This is a genomic window from Nitrosococcus watsonii C-113, assembly GCF_000143085.1.
GTDB lineage: Bacteria > Pseudomonadota > Gammaproteobacteria > Nitrosococcales > Nitrosococcaceae > Nitrosococcus > Nitrosococcus watsonii.
In genome coordinates this window covers 219096-237532 of the sequence record NC_014315.1, presented here as the reverse complement: position 1 = coordinate 237532, position 18437 = coordinate 219096, and the positions used below count along the sequence as shown (strand labels likewise).

At 51.4% G+C, this 18437-nt stretch carries 15 protein-coding genes and 1 other RNA gene; all 16 read right to left on the bottom strand.

Features of this window, described 5'->3' with window-relative positions; translation table 11 throughout:
* Positions 1–2: 2 nt before the first annotated feature.
* On the bottom strand, positions 3–1436 hold the full coding sequence (gene murC / locus NWAT_RS01110) for a UDP-N-acetylmuramate--L-alanine ligase (RefSeq protein ID WP_013219309.1): 1434 nt from the start codon (positions 1434–1436) through the stop codon (positions 3–5).
* Entirely contained in the window at positions 1429–2508 is a 1080-nt protein-coding gene (gene murG / locus NWAT_RS01105) for an undecaprenyldiphospho-muramoylpentapeptide beta-N-acetylglucosaminyltransferase (protein WP_013219308.1), read from the bottom strand. The genes murC and murG overlap by 8 nt, the downstream gene beginning before the upstream one ends.
* The gene (gene ftsW / locus NWAT_RS01100; protein ID WP_013219307.1) at positions 2508–3659 is read right to left on the bottom strand and encodes a putative lipid II flippase FtsW; all 1152 of its coding nucleotides are present in this window, start codon (positions 3657–3659) and stop codon (positions 2508–2510) included. Before ftsW ends, murG begins: the two co-directional genes overlap by 1 nt.
* Positions 3656–5014: a UDP-N-acetylmuramoyl-L-alanine--D-glutamate ligase gene (gene murD / locus NWAT_RS01095; protein WP_013219306.1), complete on the bottom strand. Its 1359-nt coding sequence runs from the start codon at positions 5012–5014 to the stop codon at positions 3656–3658. The genes ftsW and murD overlap by 4 nt, the downstream gene beginning before the upstream one ends.
* Before the next feature lie 87 nt (positions 5015–5101).
* Positions 5102–6178: a phospho-N-acetylmuramoyl-pentapeptide-transferase gene (gene mraY, locus NWAT_RS01090; RefSeq protein ID WP_013219305.1), complete on the bottom strand. Its 1077-nt coding sequence runs from the start codon at positions 6176–6178 to the stop codon at positions 5102–5104.
* A 4-nt stretch (positions 6179–6182) separates the two neighbouring features.
* The gene (locus NWAT_RS01085; protein ID WP_013219304.1) at positions 6183–7547 is read right to left on the bottom strand and encodes a UDP-N-acetylmuramoyl-tripeptide--D-alanyl-D-alanine ligase; all 1365 of its coding nucleotides are present in this window, start codon (positions 7545–7547) and stop codon (positions 6183–6185) included.
* On the bottom strand, positions 7547–9106 hold the full coding sequence (locus NWAT_RS01080; protein ID WP_013219303.1) for a UDP-N-acetylmuramoyl-L-alanyl-D-glutamate--2,6-diaminopimelate ligase: 1560 nt from the start codon (positions 9104–9106) through the stop codon (positions 7547–7549). Before NWAT_RS01080 ends, NWAT_RS01085 begins: the two co-directional genes overlap by 1 nt.
* Positions 9107–9127: 21 nt before the next feature.
* On the bottom strand, positions 9128–10840 hold the full coding sequence (locus NWAT_RS01075) for a peptidoglycan D,D-transpeptidase FtsI family protein (RefSeq protein ID WP_013219302.1): 1713 nt from the start codon (positions 10838–10840) through the stop codon (positions 9128–9130).
* Positions 10834–11115 (bottom strand): cell division protein FtsL, encoded by a 282-nt coding sequence (gene ftsL, locus NWAT_RS01070; protein ID WP_013219301.1) that lies wholly within the window; start codon positions 11113–11115, stop codon positions 10834–10836. The genes NWAT_RS01075 and ftsL overlap by 7 nt, the downstream gene beginning before the upstream one ends.
* An 11-nt stretch (positions 11116–11126) precedes the next feature.
* Positions 11127–12083, bottom strand: coding sequence for a 16S rRNA (cytosine(1402)-N(4))-methyltransferase RsmH (rsmH, locus tag NWAT_RS01065; protein ID WP_013219300.1), 957 nt, complete (start codon positions 12081–12083; stop codon positions 11127–11129).
* Between the two features lie 19 nt (positions 12084–12102).
* Positions 12103–12552 carry a division/cell wall cluster transcriptional repressor MraZ gene (mraZ, locus tag NWAT_RS01060; protein ID WP_013219299.1) on the bottom strand — a complete coding sequence of 150 codons (450 nt, stop codon included), beginning with the start codon at positions 12550–12552 and terminating at the stop codon, positions 12103–12105.
* A 222-nt stretch (positions 12553–12774) separates the two neighbouring features.
* An RNA gene (rnpB, locus tag NWAT_RS15795) (RNase P RNA component class A) lies at positions 12775–13128 on the bottom strand.
* A gap of 49 nt (positions 13129–13177) precedes the next feature.
* Positions 13178–14137 carry a cation diffusion facilitator family transporter gene (locus NWAT_RS01055; RefSeq protein WP_013219298.1) on the bottom strand — a complete coding sequence of 320 codons (960 nt, stop codon included), beginning with the start codon at positions 14135–14137 and terminating at the stop codon, positions 13178–13180.
* A 117-nt stretch (positions 14138–14254) separates the two neighbouring features.
* On the bottom strand, positions 14255–16321 hold the full coding sequence (locus NWAT_RS01050) for a TonB-dependent receptor (protein WP_049772892.1): 2067 nt from the start codon (positions 16319–16321) through the stop codon (positions 14255–14257).
* A gap of 115 nt (positions 16322–16436) precedes the next feature.
* Positions 16437–17642, bottom strand: a complete 1206-nt coding sequence (locus tag NWAT_RS01045; protein ID WP_013219297.1) for a hypothetical protein — start codon at positions 17640–17642, stop codon at positions 16437–16439.
* Positions 17643–17844: 202 nt separating this feature from the next.
* Positions 17845–18429 (bottom strand): HupE/UreJ family protein, encoded by a 585-nt coding sequence (locus NWAT_RS01040; protein ID WP_013219296.1) that lies wholly within the window; start codon positions 18427–18429, stop codon positions 17845–17847.
* Between the last annotated feature and the right edge of the window lie 8 nt (positions 18430–18437).

Sequence of the window (18437 nt, the reverse complement as noted above, 5' to 3'; positions counted from 1 at the left end):
CATCAGCGCTGCCCCGCTAAGGAAACGGATAAATACCTGGCTAGGGCGCCGATATCACCAGCACCCACCGTCAACAGCAAATCACCCTCCCGCAACAGATCTAACAGCATCTCTTCAATAATTTCCTTATCCTCTACCAAGATGGGCCTTACTTGCCCACGGGCTTGAATAGCCTGCCATAAGGCACGACTGTCAGCCCCCCCAATCGGCACTTCCCCCGCTGGATAAACTTCCAGTAAAAACAATACGTCCACTTGGGATAATACCTGGATAAACGCTTCAAATAAGTCCCGGGTTCGGGTATAGCGGTGGGGTTGAAAGATGACTACTAGGCGCCGCTCAGGCCAGCCTACACGGATAGCCTCCAGGGTAGCGGCAAGCTCTCGGGGATGATGCCCATAATCGTCCACCAAAAGCACCTTTCCCGCTGGCGTGGCAATTTCTCCATAGCATTGAAACCGGCGCCCGATACCAGAAAAACCTTTCAAAAACCTTTGAATAGCGGAATCGGCTACCCCTAACTCATGGGCCACCGCAATAGCTGCCAATGCATTTAAAGCATTATGGGCACCAGGCAAATTCAAAACCACGGTTAGCCAATTATCCTTGCCAGGACGAGCCACCTGGAACTGGGTTCGAGCCCGGATCTGCTTCAATGCTTGTAACTGGTAATCAGCCTCCTTGCAAGTCCCATAAGTTAAGACAGGGCGTCCAATATCGGGCAATAATTCCCGTAATACAGGGTCATCCAGGCATACCACGGCTAAACCGTAGAAAGGCAAATGGTGGAGAAATTCCAGGAAGGCAGCTTTAAGGGCGATGAAATCCCCTCCGTAGGCGTCCATATGATCGGCATCCACATTAGTAATGACCGCCAACAAGGGCTGCAGCAGCAAAAAAGAGGCATCGCTCTCATCCGCTTCAGCCACTAAGTATTCGCCTTTTCCTAGCCGGCTATTAGCACCAATACTATTTACTTGGCCACCGATCACGAAGGTGGGATCCAGATTTGCCTCCCCAAGAATCCCGGCAATCAGGCTTGTAGTCGTGGTTTTGCCATGGGTTCCAGCCACGGCAATGCCGTACCGGAAGCGCATCAACTCCGCCAACATTTCCGCCCGTGGCACTACCGGAATGAGGCGGCCACGAGCCGCTCTCACTTCGGGATTGTTTTCATCAATGGCGCTTGAAACTACCACCACATCGCAGCCTTCAATATGCTGAGAGTCATGGCCGATTCTAATTTGGGCGCCCAAGCTTAGAAGTCGTTGAATAAGCTGATTCTTACGCAAATCCGAGCCCGAAACCTGATAGCCTAAATTGAGTAGTACCTCAGCGATTCCACCCATCCCCACCCCGCCGATACCGACAAAATGAATTCGTCGAATCCGCCGCATCATGGGCGGGATAGGCGCCATTTGAGGCTCCTCAACCATCGGCCGCCTCCAGACACCGCTCAGCAACCCGCCGAGCCGCGCCTGCCCGATGAAGTTGCCGGGCCGCCTGAGCCATGCTTATCAAAATAGAGCGGTTTGCTACCAAATGTTCGATTGCTTGCGCCAGGCGCGACGAGGATAGCTCCTTTTCCGGCAATAATAGAGCGGCCCCGGCCGCAACGAGATACTCCGCATTGGCCCGTTGATGGTCATCAATTGCTAATGGAAACGGCACCAGTAAAGCACCAACTCCCACGGCCATTAACTCTGCCACCGTCAACGCGCCGGCGCGGCACACCACTAAATCAGCCCAGGCATAAGCCGCTGCCATATCATCAATAAAAGGCACTAGCCGAGCCTCCACTCCCACCGCTCGATAAGCAGCTACAGCCTCTTCCCATTGCCGGGAGCCGCACTGATGCCAGACCTGGGGACGCACTTTGGCGGGCAATAGGGCCAGGGCCTGAGGAACGGTTGCATTTAATACTTGCGCCCCCTGGGAACCGCCGAAAACTAACAAGCGAAGGCGGCCCTGTCGAGCCTGAAGCCGAACCCCCGTTTCGGAAAGCTGCTCAATACTTTCCCTCACTGGATTGCCGGTCCATTCAGCCTTTCTCGCTGGAGGAAAAGCGCCGGGAAACGCTTCCATCACCCGGCTAGCTAGCGGAGCCAGCAATCGGTTGGCCGTGCCTACAATTGCATTTTGTTCATGAATCAGCAAAGGCCGCCGCAGCAGCCAGGCCCCCAACCCCCCTGGGCCAGCAACAAATCCACCTAGCCCCAGCACGACCGCTGGCTGCCAGCGGCGCTGGGCACGCAAAGCTTGAGACAAAGCAAGCAACAATTTGAATGGTGCCCTTAACCAATGGGTTAGGCCCTTACCACGCAAACCACTAACTGAAATCCACTCGATGGGATAACCTGCCTTTGGCACCAGCTCAGCTTCCAGCCCATGGCGGGTTCCCATCCATACGACCTCTGCCCCCCATGCCCGGAGCCGATCAGCCACCGCCAGGGCGGGAAATACATGCCCCCCCGTACCGCCAGCCATGATCAGCACCCGTACTGCCATTATTTAACACCTCTCCGGGCAGTTTTAGGGAAGCGGGTTTCCAGATCCACCCGCAGTATAAGCGCCACTGCAATGCAAGTGACGATGATGCTACTGCCCCCCACGCTCATAAGAGGCAGAGTCAACCCTTTGGTAGGCAGCACCCCCATATTGACCCCCAAATTGATAAACGCTTGCAGCCCTATCCAAATTCCGAGGCCATAGGCCAGATAAGCGCCAAAAATACGTCCTGCCCGCTCCGCTGCCCGCCCAATCAGCAAAGTCCGGTAAACTAGCACGGCAAACAGAACAATTACGGCTAAACTTCCCACTAAACCCAGTTCCTCAGCCAAAACAGCATAAAGAAAATCCGTATGAGCCTCGGGCAAATAGAATAATTTCTGGATACTGTTGCCTAATCCCACCCCCAGCCATTCACCCCGGCCGAAAGCAATCAAAGCCTGAGTTAACTGATAACCACTATTGAGCGGATCAGCCCAGGGATCGAGAAAAGAAGTTAACCGCTCCATCCGATAGGAAGAATCCCAAGCTAAGGCAGCAAGTCCCACCCCCCCGAGGGCAGCAAGCAACACAAAGTGCCAGAGACGAGCCCCCCCTAGAAACAGCATTCCCAGCATAGTAGCGAACAGAATAACTACCGCGCCAAAATCAGGTTCCAGCAACAATAGCAACCCCGCTAGGGCCAATATCCCTACCGGAAAGAAAAAGCCCCTCACGGTAGTGCGCACCTCATGGCTGCGGCGTACCAAATATCCGGAGAGATAAATCACCATAAACAACTTCACTAACTCCGAAGGCTGTAGACTTAAGGGTCCAATAGCCAACCACCGCCGACTACCATTGGCCTCTATCCCTATGCCGGGAATTAACACCAACAACAATAATCCTAATCCAAGCAACAACAGCACCGGACCAAGCCGTTCCCAAAAGGTCAGCCGTATTCGCCAAACCACCAAAGCCGCAGTCAACCCCAACAATAAAAAAATCCCTTGGCGCCAAAGAAAGCGAGGGCCATCGGCAATGGCTAAGGAAGCTGAGCCCACCATTACCCAACCGAGACCCGCCAAGGCCAACGTCGCCCCAAGCAAATAGAGATCAGGTTGTGGCGTACCGCGGGTCGCTTGCCGGGGAGGTAAAAAACGACTCATCATAATGATATTTCCTGCACGGCTTGCCTAAACGCCTGACCGCGAGCCTCAAAATCAGCATACATATCAAAGCTAGCGCAGGCAGGGGAGAGCAAAACACAATCACCGGATTGAGCTAAGGCGCTCGCTTTAGCCACGGCCTCACCCATGCTATTGGCCCGATAGAGGGGGAGACCGCCGGCCAATACCGCTTCCAATCGGGAAGCATCTTGACCTATTAAGACGACTGCCCTAGCCCGCTGGACTAAAGGCTCCCGTAAAGGAGAAAAATCCGCGCCCTTGCCGACACCCCCCGCAATGAGCACCAGCTTTCCTTGGCAGGGCATCCCTTCAATCGCCGCCACCGTAGCGCCTACGTTAGTTCCCTTGGAGTCGTTATACCAACGCACTCCCTTTACCTCCGCTAACCACTCGCAACGGTGAGGTAAACCGGGGAATACCTGTAAAGCTGACAACATCGCGGCGCGAGGCAGTCCCGCAGCCTCCCCCAGGGCCAACGCGGCCAAGGCATTGGCCAGATTATGGCGTCCAGCCAAGGGCAACCGCCGGGTTGATAATAGCTCTTCATGCCCCCGCGCCAACCATATTTCCCCCCCATATTCCCGTAGCCCATATTCATTATTATTTGGATTCCCTAGGGTAAATCGAAGACAAGACCGATGGGGTTGCGCGAGGCTTGCTACACGAAAATCGTCGGTGTTAATAATCATCGTCCCAGTCCCCCGGTAAATCCTGGCTTTTGCCTGGAAATAAGCATCTAGATCAGGATATCGATCCATATGATCGGGACTGATATTAAGTACGCAAGCAGCAACCGTATTTAGGGTATAGGTAGTCTCTAATTGAAAGCTGGATAATTCCAAGATATAAAGGTCCGGCACGGGTTTTTCTAGTAATTCCAGGGCGGGGAGTCCCAGGTTACCCCCCGCGAGCACCTGTTTACCGGCTTGGCGCGCCATCATCTCAAGCAGCGAGGTCACAGTGCTTTTACCATTAGATCCGGTAATCCCTATCACGGGCGCCTTGGCATAGGAAGCAAATAATTCAATATCTCCTATCACAGGTATTCCTCTTGCCTGAGCTACCTGGATTGCTGGCTCACTCAAGGCCACGCCAGGACTGACGACCAATTGTTCAGCCTCCGCTATCAGGGCAGCATCAAAACCACCCAGCCGGAGCACCACGTCAGGATTGTGCTCCTGGAGGGCGGCGAGTCCTGGCGGGAACTCACGACTGTCCATAACTGCTATGGGGAAACCGCGGCTAGCTAGGAAGCGGGCACTCGATAGCCCGGTTTTACCGAGACCAATGATCACGCTAACTACTGCCGCCTGGGATCGTAGGGGTTCATTCAGCATGTCAATCCCATCCATGAGGGAAAAATATTGGCTAAACCCGCTACTCTATTTCTTACAATGCCTAGTATTTCCATAACTTCTATAGAATTAGCGAATTTTTAGGGTCGCCAGACCAATTAATACCAAGATGACGGTAATAATCCAGAAACGCACGATCACCCGAGGCTCCGGCCAACCCTTAATCTCAAAATGATGATGCAAAGGCGCCATGCGAAAAATACGCCGTCCCGTTAGCTTATAAGAAGCCACTTGCAGCATGACGGACACCGTCTCAACAACAAACACCCCTCCCATAATGAAAAGCACTAACTCTTGCCGCACCAGAACCGCTAATATGCCCAAGGCGGCGCCTAAAGATAATGCACCGATATCCCCCATAAATACTTGCGCCGGATAGGCATTGAACCAAAGAAACCCTAATCCAGCACCTACCAGCGCGCCACAAAATACGACTAATTCTCCCACTCCTGGGATATAGGGAATCCCTAAATACTGAGCAAACCCGCTATGCCCCGTGGCATAAGCAAAAATCCCCAAGGCGCCCCCTACCAACACGGTAGGCAACACGGCCAACCCATCCAAGCCATCCGTAAGATTAACCGCATTGCTGCTACCGACTACCACAAAATAGGTCAGCAATACATAATACCCCCCCAAATTCACCGCAATATCTTTAAAGAAGGGAACAATCAGCTCGGTCTCCGCCGCCACCGAGGCGGTAAAATACAAAAACAGGGCAACGCTCAGGGCAATCATGGACTGCCAAAAATACTTGTAACGGCTTGGTAATCCCTGGGAATTTCGAGCGATCAGTTTTTTATAATCATCCACAAACCCCACCCCCCCAAATAGGAGGGTGACCACCAGCACCACCCAAATGTAACGGTTGCTCAAATCCGCCCACAATGCTGTTGCCGTAACGATAGCCACCAGGATAAGGGCTCCCCCCATCGTTGGAGTCCCTGCTTTACAAAGATGCGTAGTGGGCCCGTTTGAGCGCACCGGTTGACCCACGAATTTCAAGCGGCGAATCATAGGCGGCCCTACGACAAAAGAGATGACCAAAGCAGTCAGTACACCTAAAATAGCCCGCAAGGTCAGATATTGAAACACGTGGAAGCCACTATTGAAGCGGGCGAGGTAATCGGCCAAATATAGCAGCACTGCCCTAACCGCTCTCCCCGCCGCTACTTAGTGCCGCGACTATTTGCTCCATATACATACAACGGGAGCCCTTAACCAGCACGGTAATATCAGGATGCAATTCCTCTTGCAAAGCCGCCAATAAAGGCTGCCGTTCTAAAAAATGCGATGCCCCCCGTCCAAAAGCCTTCGCCGCAAAAGCGCCCAGACGACCCAGGGTATAAAGTCTGTTCACACCAGCCGCCCGGGCCTGTTTTCCCATGGCTTGATGCAAGGGGGCAGCTTCTTCTCCAAGTTCGGCAAAATCGCCCAACACCAAGGCACGTTCTCCAGGAAATTTGGCCAGTAATTCCAATGCTGCTTGCAAAGAAGCAGGATTAGCATTGTAAGTATCATCAAGCAGCCGCATCCCACCAATTCCTCGGCGGATTTGCAACCGGCCTGGAATAGAAGGCAAAGCCGCCAAAGAAGCACTCAGATGCTGCCTATCCACGCCCAAGGCAATGGCGGCAGCGCTTGCCGCAAGGGCATTAAAAACATTATGCCGCCCAGGCAAGGGTAGCTGAATCTTAACCTTGCCGGCAGGAGTGATGAGGGTAAAACGGCTACCTTTGGTAGAAGCCACTATATGACGGGCCGTTACTTCCGCGGATCTACTTAAACCAAACCCCATCACTGGCAACCCGCCCGCTAAATCTCGCCAATAGCTAAAATGAGGGTCATCGGCATTAAGAATGGCGACACCTTCTGAACCCATTCCCTGGAAAATTTCTCCCTTAGCGCGAGCTACGCCCTTGAGATCGCCAAATCCATCTAAATGGGCTGGCCCCGCATTGGTAATGAGAGCCACTTGAGGGCGCGTCAAACGACTCAGATATTCAATCTCGCCAGGCCGGTTAGCACCCATCTCGATTACAGCAAAACTATGACTTGTATCGAGCTCCAATAAGGTCAAAGGAACACCGATATCGTTATTCAAATTACCTCGGGTCGCCAATATAGGCTCCACCCAGCCCAGGATTGAGGCTATCATCTCCTTAACCGTGGTTTTACCGTTACTACCGGTCACCGCCACGATGGGGCGGGCAAAACGCCGGCGCCAGCAGGCTGCCAGCTGACCTAAAGCGATGCGGGCATCCGCAACCTCAATCTGCGGTAGCGGATCATTAATCCTCTGTTCTAACAGGGCAGCACTTGCCCCTTTTTCCCGCGCTTGGGTGATAAAGGCATGGCCATCAAAACGTAGTCCTCTCAACACTACAAACAAAGCTCCAGGCGCTAGGGAACGGGTATCGGTACTCACCCCGCTTGCGGCAATATTTATCCCCTGCAGCCGTCCCTGAACCACAGAAGCTAATTCTGCCAGGCCCATGGTAAATCCTCGCGCCATCAGCGCAACTCTCCCTGCCGTTGCCGTAGAGCTTGTTGCGCTTGCTCTCGATCGCTGAAGGGGCGCTGCTCGGCGCCGATCTGTTGGTACTCCTCGTGCCCTTTTCCAGCAATGAGCACAATATCCTCAGGCTCAGCTAATTGTGTAGCACGGATGATTGCTTCCGAGCGGTTCCTAAACTGGTAAACCCTATCTGGATCATCGATACCGGAGAGAATATCCACGATAATTTGGATGGGGTCCTCATTCCGAGGATTATCGTCCGTCAGCATCACGAAATCAGCCAGACGCTCAGCGGCTGCCCCCATTAAAGGACGCTTACCGCGATCTCGATTCCCGCCACAACCAAACACACACCATAACCGGCCTCCTGGACCCAAATGCGCCCGTAAGGAGCGCAAAACCTGCTCCAGGGCATCTGGGGTATGGGCATAGTCCACTACCAATAAAGGTTCACCTTCCTCTCCACCAAGAGATTCCATACGTCCAACCACTGCTCGAACTTGGGAGAGGCGCTGCAGCGCCTCAGTAAAGGGCATCCCAACAGCCAGTAATCCGCCAAGAGCGGCCAGCAAGTTATAAGCATTAAACCGGCCTAGCAAAGGGCAAGTTAATTGACCTTCACCCCAAGCACTTTGAATCGTCATGGCAATACCATGACGGTCACAACGAAGTTTCCCGGTGTGGAGGCTCGCCTGGGGATTCATCAAGCCATAGCTGATGGCCTTCACTTCGGGAGGAAGGTTAGCTAAAAAAGCACGGCCTGCGGCATCATCCCCATTAATAACGGCGTGGCGCAGCCCAGGCTGGTTAAAGAGGCGAAACTTGGCCGCTTCATAGCGAGCCATATCACCATGGTAGTCAAGATGCTCACGGCTCAGATTAGTAAAGATAGCGATATTAAACGCCACGCCACTGACCCGTCCCTGCCCCAAAGCATGGGAGGATACTTCCAACACTGCATAACGAGCTTTTGACGCCACCATCGCCGCCAACTGCTCCTGCACGGTTATCGCATCAGGAGTGGTAAGGGAACTAGGCTGAAGCGCGTCCACCACCCCCCTGCCCAAGGTCCCTATCAACCCACAAGGGACCTCTTGCCGGTGGAGAGCCTGGGCTAAAAAATGGCTCACCGAGGTTTTGCCATTGGTTCCTGTAACCCCTAACACGCAAAACTGCCGTGACGGCTGGAGATAAAAGCGATTAGCAATTATCCCCAATCTGCTGTCTAAATCAGGTAAAGGGATTAACGGTATATTTTGGACCTGTAACTGCGTTTGGATTACTGGAGAAACAGGAATTACCGGATCATAGACAATCGCGGCGGCACCTTGATTCACAGCGGCACCGATATAGCCATGGCCTGACTGCTGTGTCCCCTGGCAGGCAAAAAACAGCGCCCCGGGAACGACCTGGCGGCTATCCAGAGACAGGCTGCTAATCCGCCGCTCCCGAACTGCTCCAATGGGTACCCATTCCGCCAGCAAATCACTTAAACAGCAGCTTCGATCACCGGACGCCATCACCATCGCTCCACGCTCTCTTGCTACCGTTTCCATCTGCGTCCTTACCAGCTTACCTTACTCAGTATTTTCCCGCTCCGCTAAATGTAAGGGAGGCAAATTGTCCGGCGCAATGTTCAGCAATCGCATCGCCCCGATCATTACTTTAGAAAACACCGGGGCTGCCACTTGGCCCCCATAGTATTTCCCCTGGGGTTCATCGATCAGCACCACCGCCGCCAAACGAGGATGGCTGGCAGGGATAAGACCAGCAAATACAGCAAGATATCTTTCCTTAGCATATCCACCCCGAGTCGCTTTTTTCACCGTACCTGTCTTACCCGCCACCCGATAACTAGGAACATAGGCTCGCTCTCCCGTGCCGCCATCACTCACCACCTCTTCAAGCATGGATAACACTGTAGGCGCGATGCCCTCAGACCACACCTGATGCTCTCTTACAGCCTGTTCTCGATAAAGGAAACTGACTGGCTTTAGCTCACCTCCCGCCCCTAAAGCTGCGTAAGCCCGGGCTAACTGCAACGGGGTGACCGAAAGACCGTAACCAAATGCCAGCGTGGCCTGTTCAATTTCCCGAAAAGGGAAAGTGCGAGAACGGGGTAAATGGCCTTCCGCCTCGCCAGGGAAGCCACTGGCCGTTGAGGTCCCTAGCCCCGCCTGGTAAAAACCCTGCCAGAGGCGCATCGGATCGAGACTTAAGGCGATTTTGCTTGCGCCTACATTGCTTGATTTTTTAATCACCGTGCTAACATCAATACGGCCATAATCGCGACTATCACGAATGGTGTAACGTCCTACCCGGAAGTAACCGGGTGCTGTATCAATAGGAGTATGGGGATAATACTTTCCCGACTCCAGCGCTACCCCTATGGTGAAAGGCTTAATAGTAGAACCAGGCTCAAATAAATCCGTGACTGCCCGATTACGATATAAATGGCTTTTCAGCTGGGCACGATCATTGGGATTGTAAGAGGGCTGATTCACCATCGCTAAAACTTCACCGGTGCCAACATCCAGGATCACCAATGAACCAGCCCGGGCATTATGGTCCTGAACCGCCGTTTTCAGCTCCCGATAAGCTAAATACTGAAGCCGCAAATCAATGCTTAAGCGCAGATCTTGTCCTGGTCGCGGGACCCTCAGATTCTCCACATCCTCCACTACCCGTCCACGACTATCCTGGATAACTCGCTTTTTACCCGGAATCCCCCGCAGGGTCTCATCAAGAGCTAATTCCAGGCCCTCCTGACCACGATCATCAATATTGGTAAACCCCACCACATGGGCTGCTACTGGGCCCGTAGGATAATAACGCCGGTATTCTGATTGGAGATTTACACCGGGAACCTCTAGGGCTTGTACTCGCTGGGCCACATCAGGTTCGACCCAACGATTCAGGTATACAAACTCCCGCCTACCTCCCTCTTTCATCCGCTTCTCCAGATGAGCCATGGAAACACCTGCTGCTTCTGCCAGGGCTCGCCATTGTTCTCTGGCTTCACCTAGCAGACGAGGATTGAACCATATCGAAGCCACGGGTGTACTCACGGCCAGAGGCTCACCATGACGATCAGTAATGATGCCCCGATGGGCTGGCATTTCCACAACCCGAAGGTGACGGGCCTCTCCTTCCCCTCGCAAGAAGTCGCAGTCGAGCACTTGCAACTCGACGAGGCGCCAGGCCAGCCCTGCGACAGCTACAGCAAAAGCAAGCCCTACGACCCCTAAGCGGCCAGGATAATTCTTATCGCGTTCTCGTCGGCTTACCATTTTATAAGTGTGATAATGACTACTTCGCTTGAGTCCGGCACAACCATCCCAAGCCGTTCACGGGCCAAGCGTTCCACCCGCCCTTGCCTAGCCAATGTGCTTTGTTCCAGAAGTAAACGTCCCCATTCCTCATCTAGTTGATCTCTTACCTTATAAAAACCTTGTAACTCCATAAATAATCTACGGTTTTCATGTTTGACATAAACAACGGCTACGCCCGAAGCTACAATCAAGGCACTCAATACCGCCACTAACAACCAACGCGCCAAGTCCATGACGCTCCCCGCTAATAGGTCTGTTTTTCCGCTACCCGTAGCCGTGCGCTACGGGCTCGAGGATTATGGGCAATCTCTTCGGGGACCGGCCAAATTGGCTTACCTAATACTTTCAGGCTGGCCTGCTGAAAATCCTCCTGCATGACCGGTAAATCCAGAGGAAGATCCTCGCCCCGGGCTTTTTCTCTAAAAAAACGTTTAACGATTCGATCCTCTAAAGAATGAAAACTTATCACCGCTAAACGTCCCTTGACCGCCAGCGCTGCCAGCGCTTGCTCAAGCGCGGCGCGCAGTTCTTCCAATTCGTGATTGATAAAAATACGGATTGCTTGAAAAGAGCGGGTCGCAGGATGTATCCTCCGTTCCCAGCGGGGAATAGCTTTAGCCACGACTTCAGCCAGTTGCTTCGTTCGAGTCAGAGAATTGAGTCCTCGGGCCTGGATAATGGCTCGGGCAATACGCCGGCAATAACGCTCTTCTCCATAAACCCTAAGAACCTCTGCGATCTCTTTTTCTTTAGCGTTAGCAAGCCATTCGGCTGCACTTTGTCCCACTGCTGGGTTCATGCGCATATCCAAAGGCCCATCCTGCAAGAAACTAAAACCTCGCTCTGCATTCTCAAGCTGAGGAGAAGAAACACCTAGATCAAACAACGCCCCATTTATCTTCCTTAGCCAGCCCCGCTCCGACACTACCCGCGCCAAATCTCCGATAGAAGCCTGAACAATAGTAAAACGCCCGTCCTTTTGAGCTAGTGCATGACCCGCGGCGATGGCTGCTGGATCTTTATCCACGCCCAATAGGCGTCCTTCGCTAGACAGTGCAGCTAAAATTGCTTGGGCATGGCCGCCACGGCCAAAAGTGCCGTCTATATATATGCCATCTCTCCGAATAGCCAAGGCTTGAATAACTTCTCGCAGCAATACGGGCTGGTGCTGATGGCTTGATGAGGTTTTATTTTTATCCATTAGCAAGGATTTCCCTTTCTCAAAGCCCTAATAGAGCCAATTCCCGAGTTAGTTCTTCTTTGTTCAACGCTTCTTCTTTTGCTATTTGCTGCTCCCACACCGCCGCATTCCAAAGCTCAAATTTGTTGCCCTGCCCCACCAGGGTAATATTCTTCCCAAGTTCTACCCGACTTCTCAACTCCAGCGGTAACAGGATGCGACCATGGCTATCCAGCTCACGCTCCTCTGCATGGCCAATAAGTTGGCGCTTGATATACCGGGCCTGGCGATTGTGGGAGGGTAAGGCTATCAATTTCCGCTCTACAGCTTCCCACTCGGGCAGGGGGTATAACTGCAAACAAGACTCAAGCAAATCAACGGTAATAACAACTTTACTCTCGCAACAGATCCCTAAGGATTTGCGGTATTTGGCAGGTATGGATAACCGACCTTTGGCATCTAGGTTGAGTGTGGTTATCCCCCGAAACAATGCCTACCCTCTACCTGAGCCATTTCTCCCACTTCAGCCCACTTTAACCCACCGGGACATCATAGTAGGTGCGCGTACCGCAGAGTGTCAACAGCGACTTAAGAGTTTCCTTTAGGTTTTCTATAGAACAGAATGCTGTTTTTAATTATATCAACAGCTTACAAATGAATGCTAGGGAAAAGGTTGAAGCTAAACAGAAAGGGAAAGTACCATAATGCGAAAAAATTGAGACGACCGATAAGCCGGGTTCTGTCATGGACAGCCATTCATCTAGGATGCATGTCACCATGCATCTCAAGCAGCCTACCCAGGAACGGTGCGGGCTACACCCTTGTTCCTCTATTTGGCCTTGCTCCGGGTGGGGTTTACCCTGCCACGGTGTGTTGCCACCCGTGCGGTGCGCTCTTACCGCACCATTTCACCCTTACCGGCGTCCGCTGACGCTTAGGCGGTATATTTTCTGCGGCACTTTCCATAGGCTCGCGCCCCCCAGGTGTTACCTGGCACCCTGCCCTATGGAGCCCGGACTTTCCTCATTATCTAAATTAAAGATAACGCGACTGTCTGGTCGTCTCATTAAGTTATGATAATCTTAATAGAAGGGGGGTTCTACATTTTGTTTAAATTAATGTTGTCCGAGCGAATCCTTCTTGTCCTTATCTATCGGATCCTGGTGGATAATAATCTCTGCTTGGGGAAAAATATTCAAAACCTTAGCCTCTACCTCTTTTCCTATCCGATGGGCTTGGTGCAAACTTAACTGCCCATCCACGCCTAAATGAAATTGAATAAATATAGTTTGACCGGCAGCTCGTGTCCGGAGATCATGGAAATCGAGCACTTCAGGATGGGATAAAGCGAGCTGGGCAATCTGTGCTCGTTTTTCCTCCGGCAGTTCCCGGTCCATGAGTTGGTCCAGCGAGCGGAAAATAATTTGCCAGGCAGTCCATAAAATATAAGCTGCAATACCCAACGCAAACAGTGGATCAGCCAGAGTCCAACCCCCAAGCGAGCTTAACCCGATAGCCGCTATAACCCCCAAATTAACCAGCACATCCCCCGTGTAATGGAGCGAATCCGCGCTAATCGCCAGGGAACCCGTCTTACGTATTACGCCGCGCTGATAGTAGACTAAGGCAAGCGTCAACATAATGGATACGACCATCACGCCTATACCTAAAGCGCCATTTTCTACTGGCTGCGGTACCCATAGTAATCTTATGGATTCTACTGCTAGAAAAAGCGCAGACCCGGTAATAAAGGCTGCCTGGCCCAGTCCAGCCAAGGGTTCAGCTTTACCATGACCGAAACGGTGCTCCTGATCGGCCGGCGTAAGCGCGGTACGCACTGCAAACAAATTAATCAGGGAAGCCGCCACATCTAGGGCCGAGTCAATCAGAGCGGAGAGCATCGCCACAGAGCCCGTCACTAGGTAAGCGCCGAACTTAATTACCACAAGCATTGCTGCCACCGACACGGCGGCGTAGGTGGCACGTTGCATAATCCGGGCATGGTCATGGGATATCAGGGTAGTTTCCGAAGAAGATATCGCCTTTTCAAGCTTATTTTCGGTTTGAGCCTTCATCCTTTTGCTCAATATGATGCAATGGGAGCAGCACAAGATCCCTAAATAAAAAATAATGCTGTTGTATAGGGGGGAGAGGTAAAAACAAAACCAGCCATCTGTCGGCGGATCTTCCGCTCAAAAACGAACCACTACGCTGCCACGAATACTACGAGGAATAACAGGATGAAAAAGAATATCCGGAACGCCGCTTGATGGCTCTCCCGGAAGGCGGGAATCATAAAAATAAGCAATATCCGGATCTTCCGAGTTCAAAAGATTTAAGACATCAAGCATTATTTCCCATTGCTTAGCGTTGTACCCTGCTTTTAAGTTGAGCACCGTAGTACTGCGCGCTTTTACATTGCCTTCCTCGGTCAGAGGAGAATTTCCGTAATGGCGAAGACGCAATGCGCCAAAAAAACGGGTATTGGTTGGCCAGTTCATAGTAGCGCCCGCACTAATCACACGCCCCAAAGAGTTGGGCACATCCCCTCCTCCGGCAAATTTTGCTTTTGAAAATGCAAAATCCGCATCCAACATGAGCCAGGAGGTTAACTGATAAGCGTTAGTCAACTCCACGCCATAGCGATGACTGCTACCGGAGGGCTCAGTTGTGCCCGCATCACCCACAAAAACCAACTCAGAACCTAAATTAAGGTACCATACGGCCAGTGTTGTGGTAAGCCCCGGGATCCACCAATTCTTAAGACCCACCTCCGCCCCTTTAGATCTGACCAAGGGATTGACTTGCTTAAGCGGCATGCCTGTTTCGGGATCCACCGTTGTCGTAACGCCGCGGGCATCATTGCTATGAAAGCCATAGCCCCCATTAATAAAATATTCCGTTTTGGCCCAAGGCCCTAAAATAAAACTCAGCTTTGGGCTAGCGATAAAATCCGTTCGATCGCCACCATTTTCGGGCTGCCTGCTATTCACATCAAAATTGTAAAAGTCGCCCCGCAATCCTACAACGGAACGAAACTTATCATTCCATTTTATTTCGCTTTCTCCATACCAACTCACTCTGCTTTGATGGACTTGGTCGCTTCGGACGGTATTTAAAATCTCACGGGCCCGGGTGTGAAAAAGCCCCACCTCACCTATCGCATCATGGCGAAACTGCAAACCGACGGTATTAGCAACCTCTCGATCACCCCAGGCCAAAAACCAGGTATGCTCGGCTTCTGTGCCCGCTACCCAACGCCGATCTTTTTGATATATTTGATCGCCATTAAGGGGATCTTCAAGAAAAAAGGTAAAATTCGAGTAGAGATCAAGATCGTAGTAAAATCCATAGGCTGTGATATGAGTGCTGCTATTAGCCCGGTGATGTCTCCAGTTGAGACCCAAACTATACCGGCTGCTCCCCCCCCCATCCGTGGGGTCAATCGTACCTAGACGGGAGATAAGCCCCTGCTCCACGGCGCGCTGCGGTATTTGATCCGTCGCGTTCCAACGCCCATGATATGCTGATCCCAATAAGGTTAAGCCTTGGGCGCTATCACCTAGCGTATACTTAATAAGCCCCTTATACCGCCTGCCATCATTAGGGTGCACCCAAGGTCCATTATAAAAGTTAAATTCACCCGCATAAAGCAGCTCACCCTTTCCCAATTGGCTGGAGTCAGCGAATAAACCACGATAAAAATCGTCCTCTCCAACGGCCAACTTCGCAATCCCCTGAGACAGCCGATTAAAGGTTTGGATGCGGGCGTTTCCCGCCGAAGAGAAATCTCCAACATCCGCATAGTAAGGGCCTTTTTGAAAGGTAATACTCTCAACCATCTCAGGAATAAGACTATTTAAATCAAGGTAACCCTGTCCATGGGCATGGGTGGGTAAATTCATGGGGATACCATCGATATTAGTTGAGAAATCAGTACCATGATCCAGGTTAAATCCCCGCAGAAAATATTGATTAGCTTTACCTGGCCCGCTATGCTGCGTTGCAATCATTCCCGGCACAACTTCTAGTAATTCGCCAATCCGCAGTAAGGGCCGCTTGTCAAGCTCGATATAACTGACGCGGCCTTGGGAAGCCGAAACGGCAAGCTCAGCTAAATCCTCAGCGCGTTCGGTGACATTGATTTTATCTAGCTCGGCTGTTGGCGGTTCAGATTCTACAGGATGGGCATAAACCGCCTTATTCCAAAAAAAAAAGCGCGCACCCCCCTCTAAGAAGAATGCTCCAAACTTTTTTATTCTTCATACAAATTATAACGCTTCTTATTTTTTATTGATTAGTCATATTCAATTAGATTCTCAAGCGGCACTTTCGTTAAGGAATCGCTGCAGATAATATAATTACCCAGCGGCTTTAACGCAGTTGGAGTTGAACACCAATACCCACCGCACTAACTTTTTCCCCTTCCACACCAGGCACCCAAACCCTGCCCTTAGTATTAATATCACCGTATTGGTAAAAAAGAGAGATCCTAGCGTCATGTCCGTCTAGAACATAATTAAGGCCCACTTCAACCTCATTACGGTCTGAACTGTTACTGGGCCTATTATCCGTCCAGCGCATATAGGGCTGAAATTGACCTACCCATACTTGTTGAGAAAACAGATAAAGCGCCGTTGCCATATAAGCATGCCCTTCAAAGATGCAAAAGCAATTCGCGGCGGATAGCGCAGCTTGATTTAAATTAGGCACAAAGTATTGGTACTCTCCCTCGAGGGTCAACACATCTTTATTGGCAAGCACTTTCTCGATGAGGAGATCCGCATTGGTTCCCAAAAAATCCGCCGGATTTTGACTCGTGCCAACGCCATTATCTTGATATTGAAAAGCAGCGGCAACGGTAAAGATATCACCTGCCGTACCATAATAGGTGCTGCTGGTGTAATAGCCTGGATTTTGCTCTACGTTCCAGAAATTATAGCTCACACGCGCCGCATACAGGGGACCATCCCCGAGGTTAGGGGTACCCCGATGGCCACGAAATATACCGGCCACATACGTGAATCTTTTCTCCGCGCCTAAAGCGCCCCAAATATTCATCCCCTCATCACGACCAAACCGTCCCGCCTCACGATTCTCGCCAGAAAAATCGGAAGGATAGAAGGGAGTCCTGTTAAATTCGAAAATATTTTGAAAAAAAGGACCGCTTAACTCCCCTCGGGTAGCGGGGGTTAGCATGCGTCCTAACCAAATATTAAAATAATCAGTAATATCAAATTTTAAAATTCCATCCAATATCGTGATATCCCCTTCCTCCTCGCAGGCCGCGCACTCAGTATTAAACTCAAATTTAATATACTTATGGAGCTGCCCATTAACATAAATACGAAAATTATTAATAGTGGGATTGGTGCTCCAACCATCGCCTGTTGCATCACCGTTCTCGGTTGCCTTAAAGCTCGATTTTAAACCACCACCGACACTTATCCATTTAGTTTCATCGAACTTATAGTAACCCGCTGCTGCCTGAACTACGCCAGGGAACCCTATGATCGCCAGGATAAAGACGCTCGCAATGCTTGAGCGGTAATGCCCTTGCTTGTCATTGCTTCGAGACACCTTAAGTGTTTCCTCTTTGGTAATTTTATTAAATTCTAACCACTGTTTGTTACAGCACTACTACCTAAAATCCACGGGCAGGCGGTCTTCTCCAGTCAAAAAAGGATTTTATGACCAGATAGAATTTCTTCCTAAATATTTGCTAGAGGTGAGAAAAACAGCCCGCGCAAAGAATAGTTACTGCGCGGGCCAGGAAACCGCCCTATGAGGCGAGCAGCCACAGGCCAGCACCTGCGGAACAGGTGCCCAGCATACGGATAAGAGGAGCAAAACGAGGAGGCAGAAAGCTGACGAGTCCAAAACCAATGGCATGCAGCGCCATGGTAGCCAGCACGAAGCCCATGGCAAATCCGGCCGGGCTAGCCAATACTGGAATCTCCACCCCATGGGCATAGCCGTGGTTAACGGCAAACAAGGCTGTTCCCAATATCGCTACAAACAGGGGCAAACGTATCGCTAGGGCAACCAATAAACCCAGGGCAAGCACCGATACGGCAATAGCATTCTCCACAAACGGCAGCGTTATCCCAAGATAAGCTGCCGACAGGCCGGCAAACAGCATAGCCAAGATAAAAGTTGCTGGCACCACTAGCCGCGCCTTTCCCTGCTGCTGAGCGGCCCATAGGCCCACGGCAAACATCGCCAACAAGTGATCCAAGCCGGTCAGGGGATGCAACAATCCGCTGATGAAGCCAGAAAGGTCATGTTCCGTATGGCCGGGGTGAGCCAACGCAATACCGGAAAATAGTAGCAATGCAAGAATGGATAGGTATTTCTTTGTCTTCACAATAAATT

Excerpts from the sequence above, each read along its gene's own strand:
- murC (WP_013219309.1), bottom strand. The coding sequence starts at position 1,436 with ATGGTTGAGGAGCCTCAAATGGCGCCTATCCCGCCCATGATGCGGCGG.
- murG (WP_013219308.1), bottom strand. The coding sequence starts at position 2,508 with ATGGCAGTACGGGTGCTGATCATGGCTGGCGGTACGGGGGGGCATGTA.
- ftsW (WP_013219307.1), bottom strand. The coding sequence starts at position 3,659 with ATGATGAGTCGTTTTTTACCTCCCCGGCAAGCGACCCGCGGTACGCCA.
- murD (WP_013219306.1), bottom strand. The coding sequence starts at position 5,014 with ATGCTGAATGAACCCCTACGATCCCAGGCGGCAGTAGTTAGCGTGATC.
- NWAT_RS01085 (WP_013219304.1), bottom strand. The coding sequence starts at position 7,547 with ATGGCGCGAGGATTTACCATGGGCCTGGCAGAATTAGCTTCTGTGGTT.
- NWAT_RS01080 (WP_013219303.1), bottom strand. The coding sequence starts at position 9,106 with ATGGAAACGGTAGCAAGAGAGCGTGGAGCGATGGTGATGGCGTCCGGT.
- NWAT_RS01075 (WP_013219302.1), bottom strand. The coding sequence starts at position 10,840 with ATGGTAAGCCGACGAGAACGCGATAAGAATTATCCTGGCCGCTTAGGG.
- ftsL (WP_013219301.1), bottom strand. The coding sequence starts at position 11,115 with ATGGACTTGGCGCGTTGGTTGTTAGTGGCGGTATTGAGTGCCTTGATT.
- rsmH (WP_013219300.1), bottom strand. The coding sequence starts at position 12,083 with ATGGATAAAAATAAAACCTCATCAAGCCATCAGCACCAGCCCGTATTG.
- NWAT_RS01055 (WP_013219298.1), bottom strand. The coding sequence starts at position 14,137 with ATGAAGGCTCAAACCGAAAATAAGCTTGAAAAGGCGATATCTTCTTCG.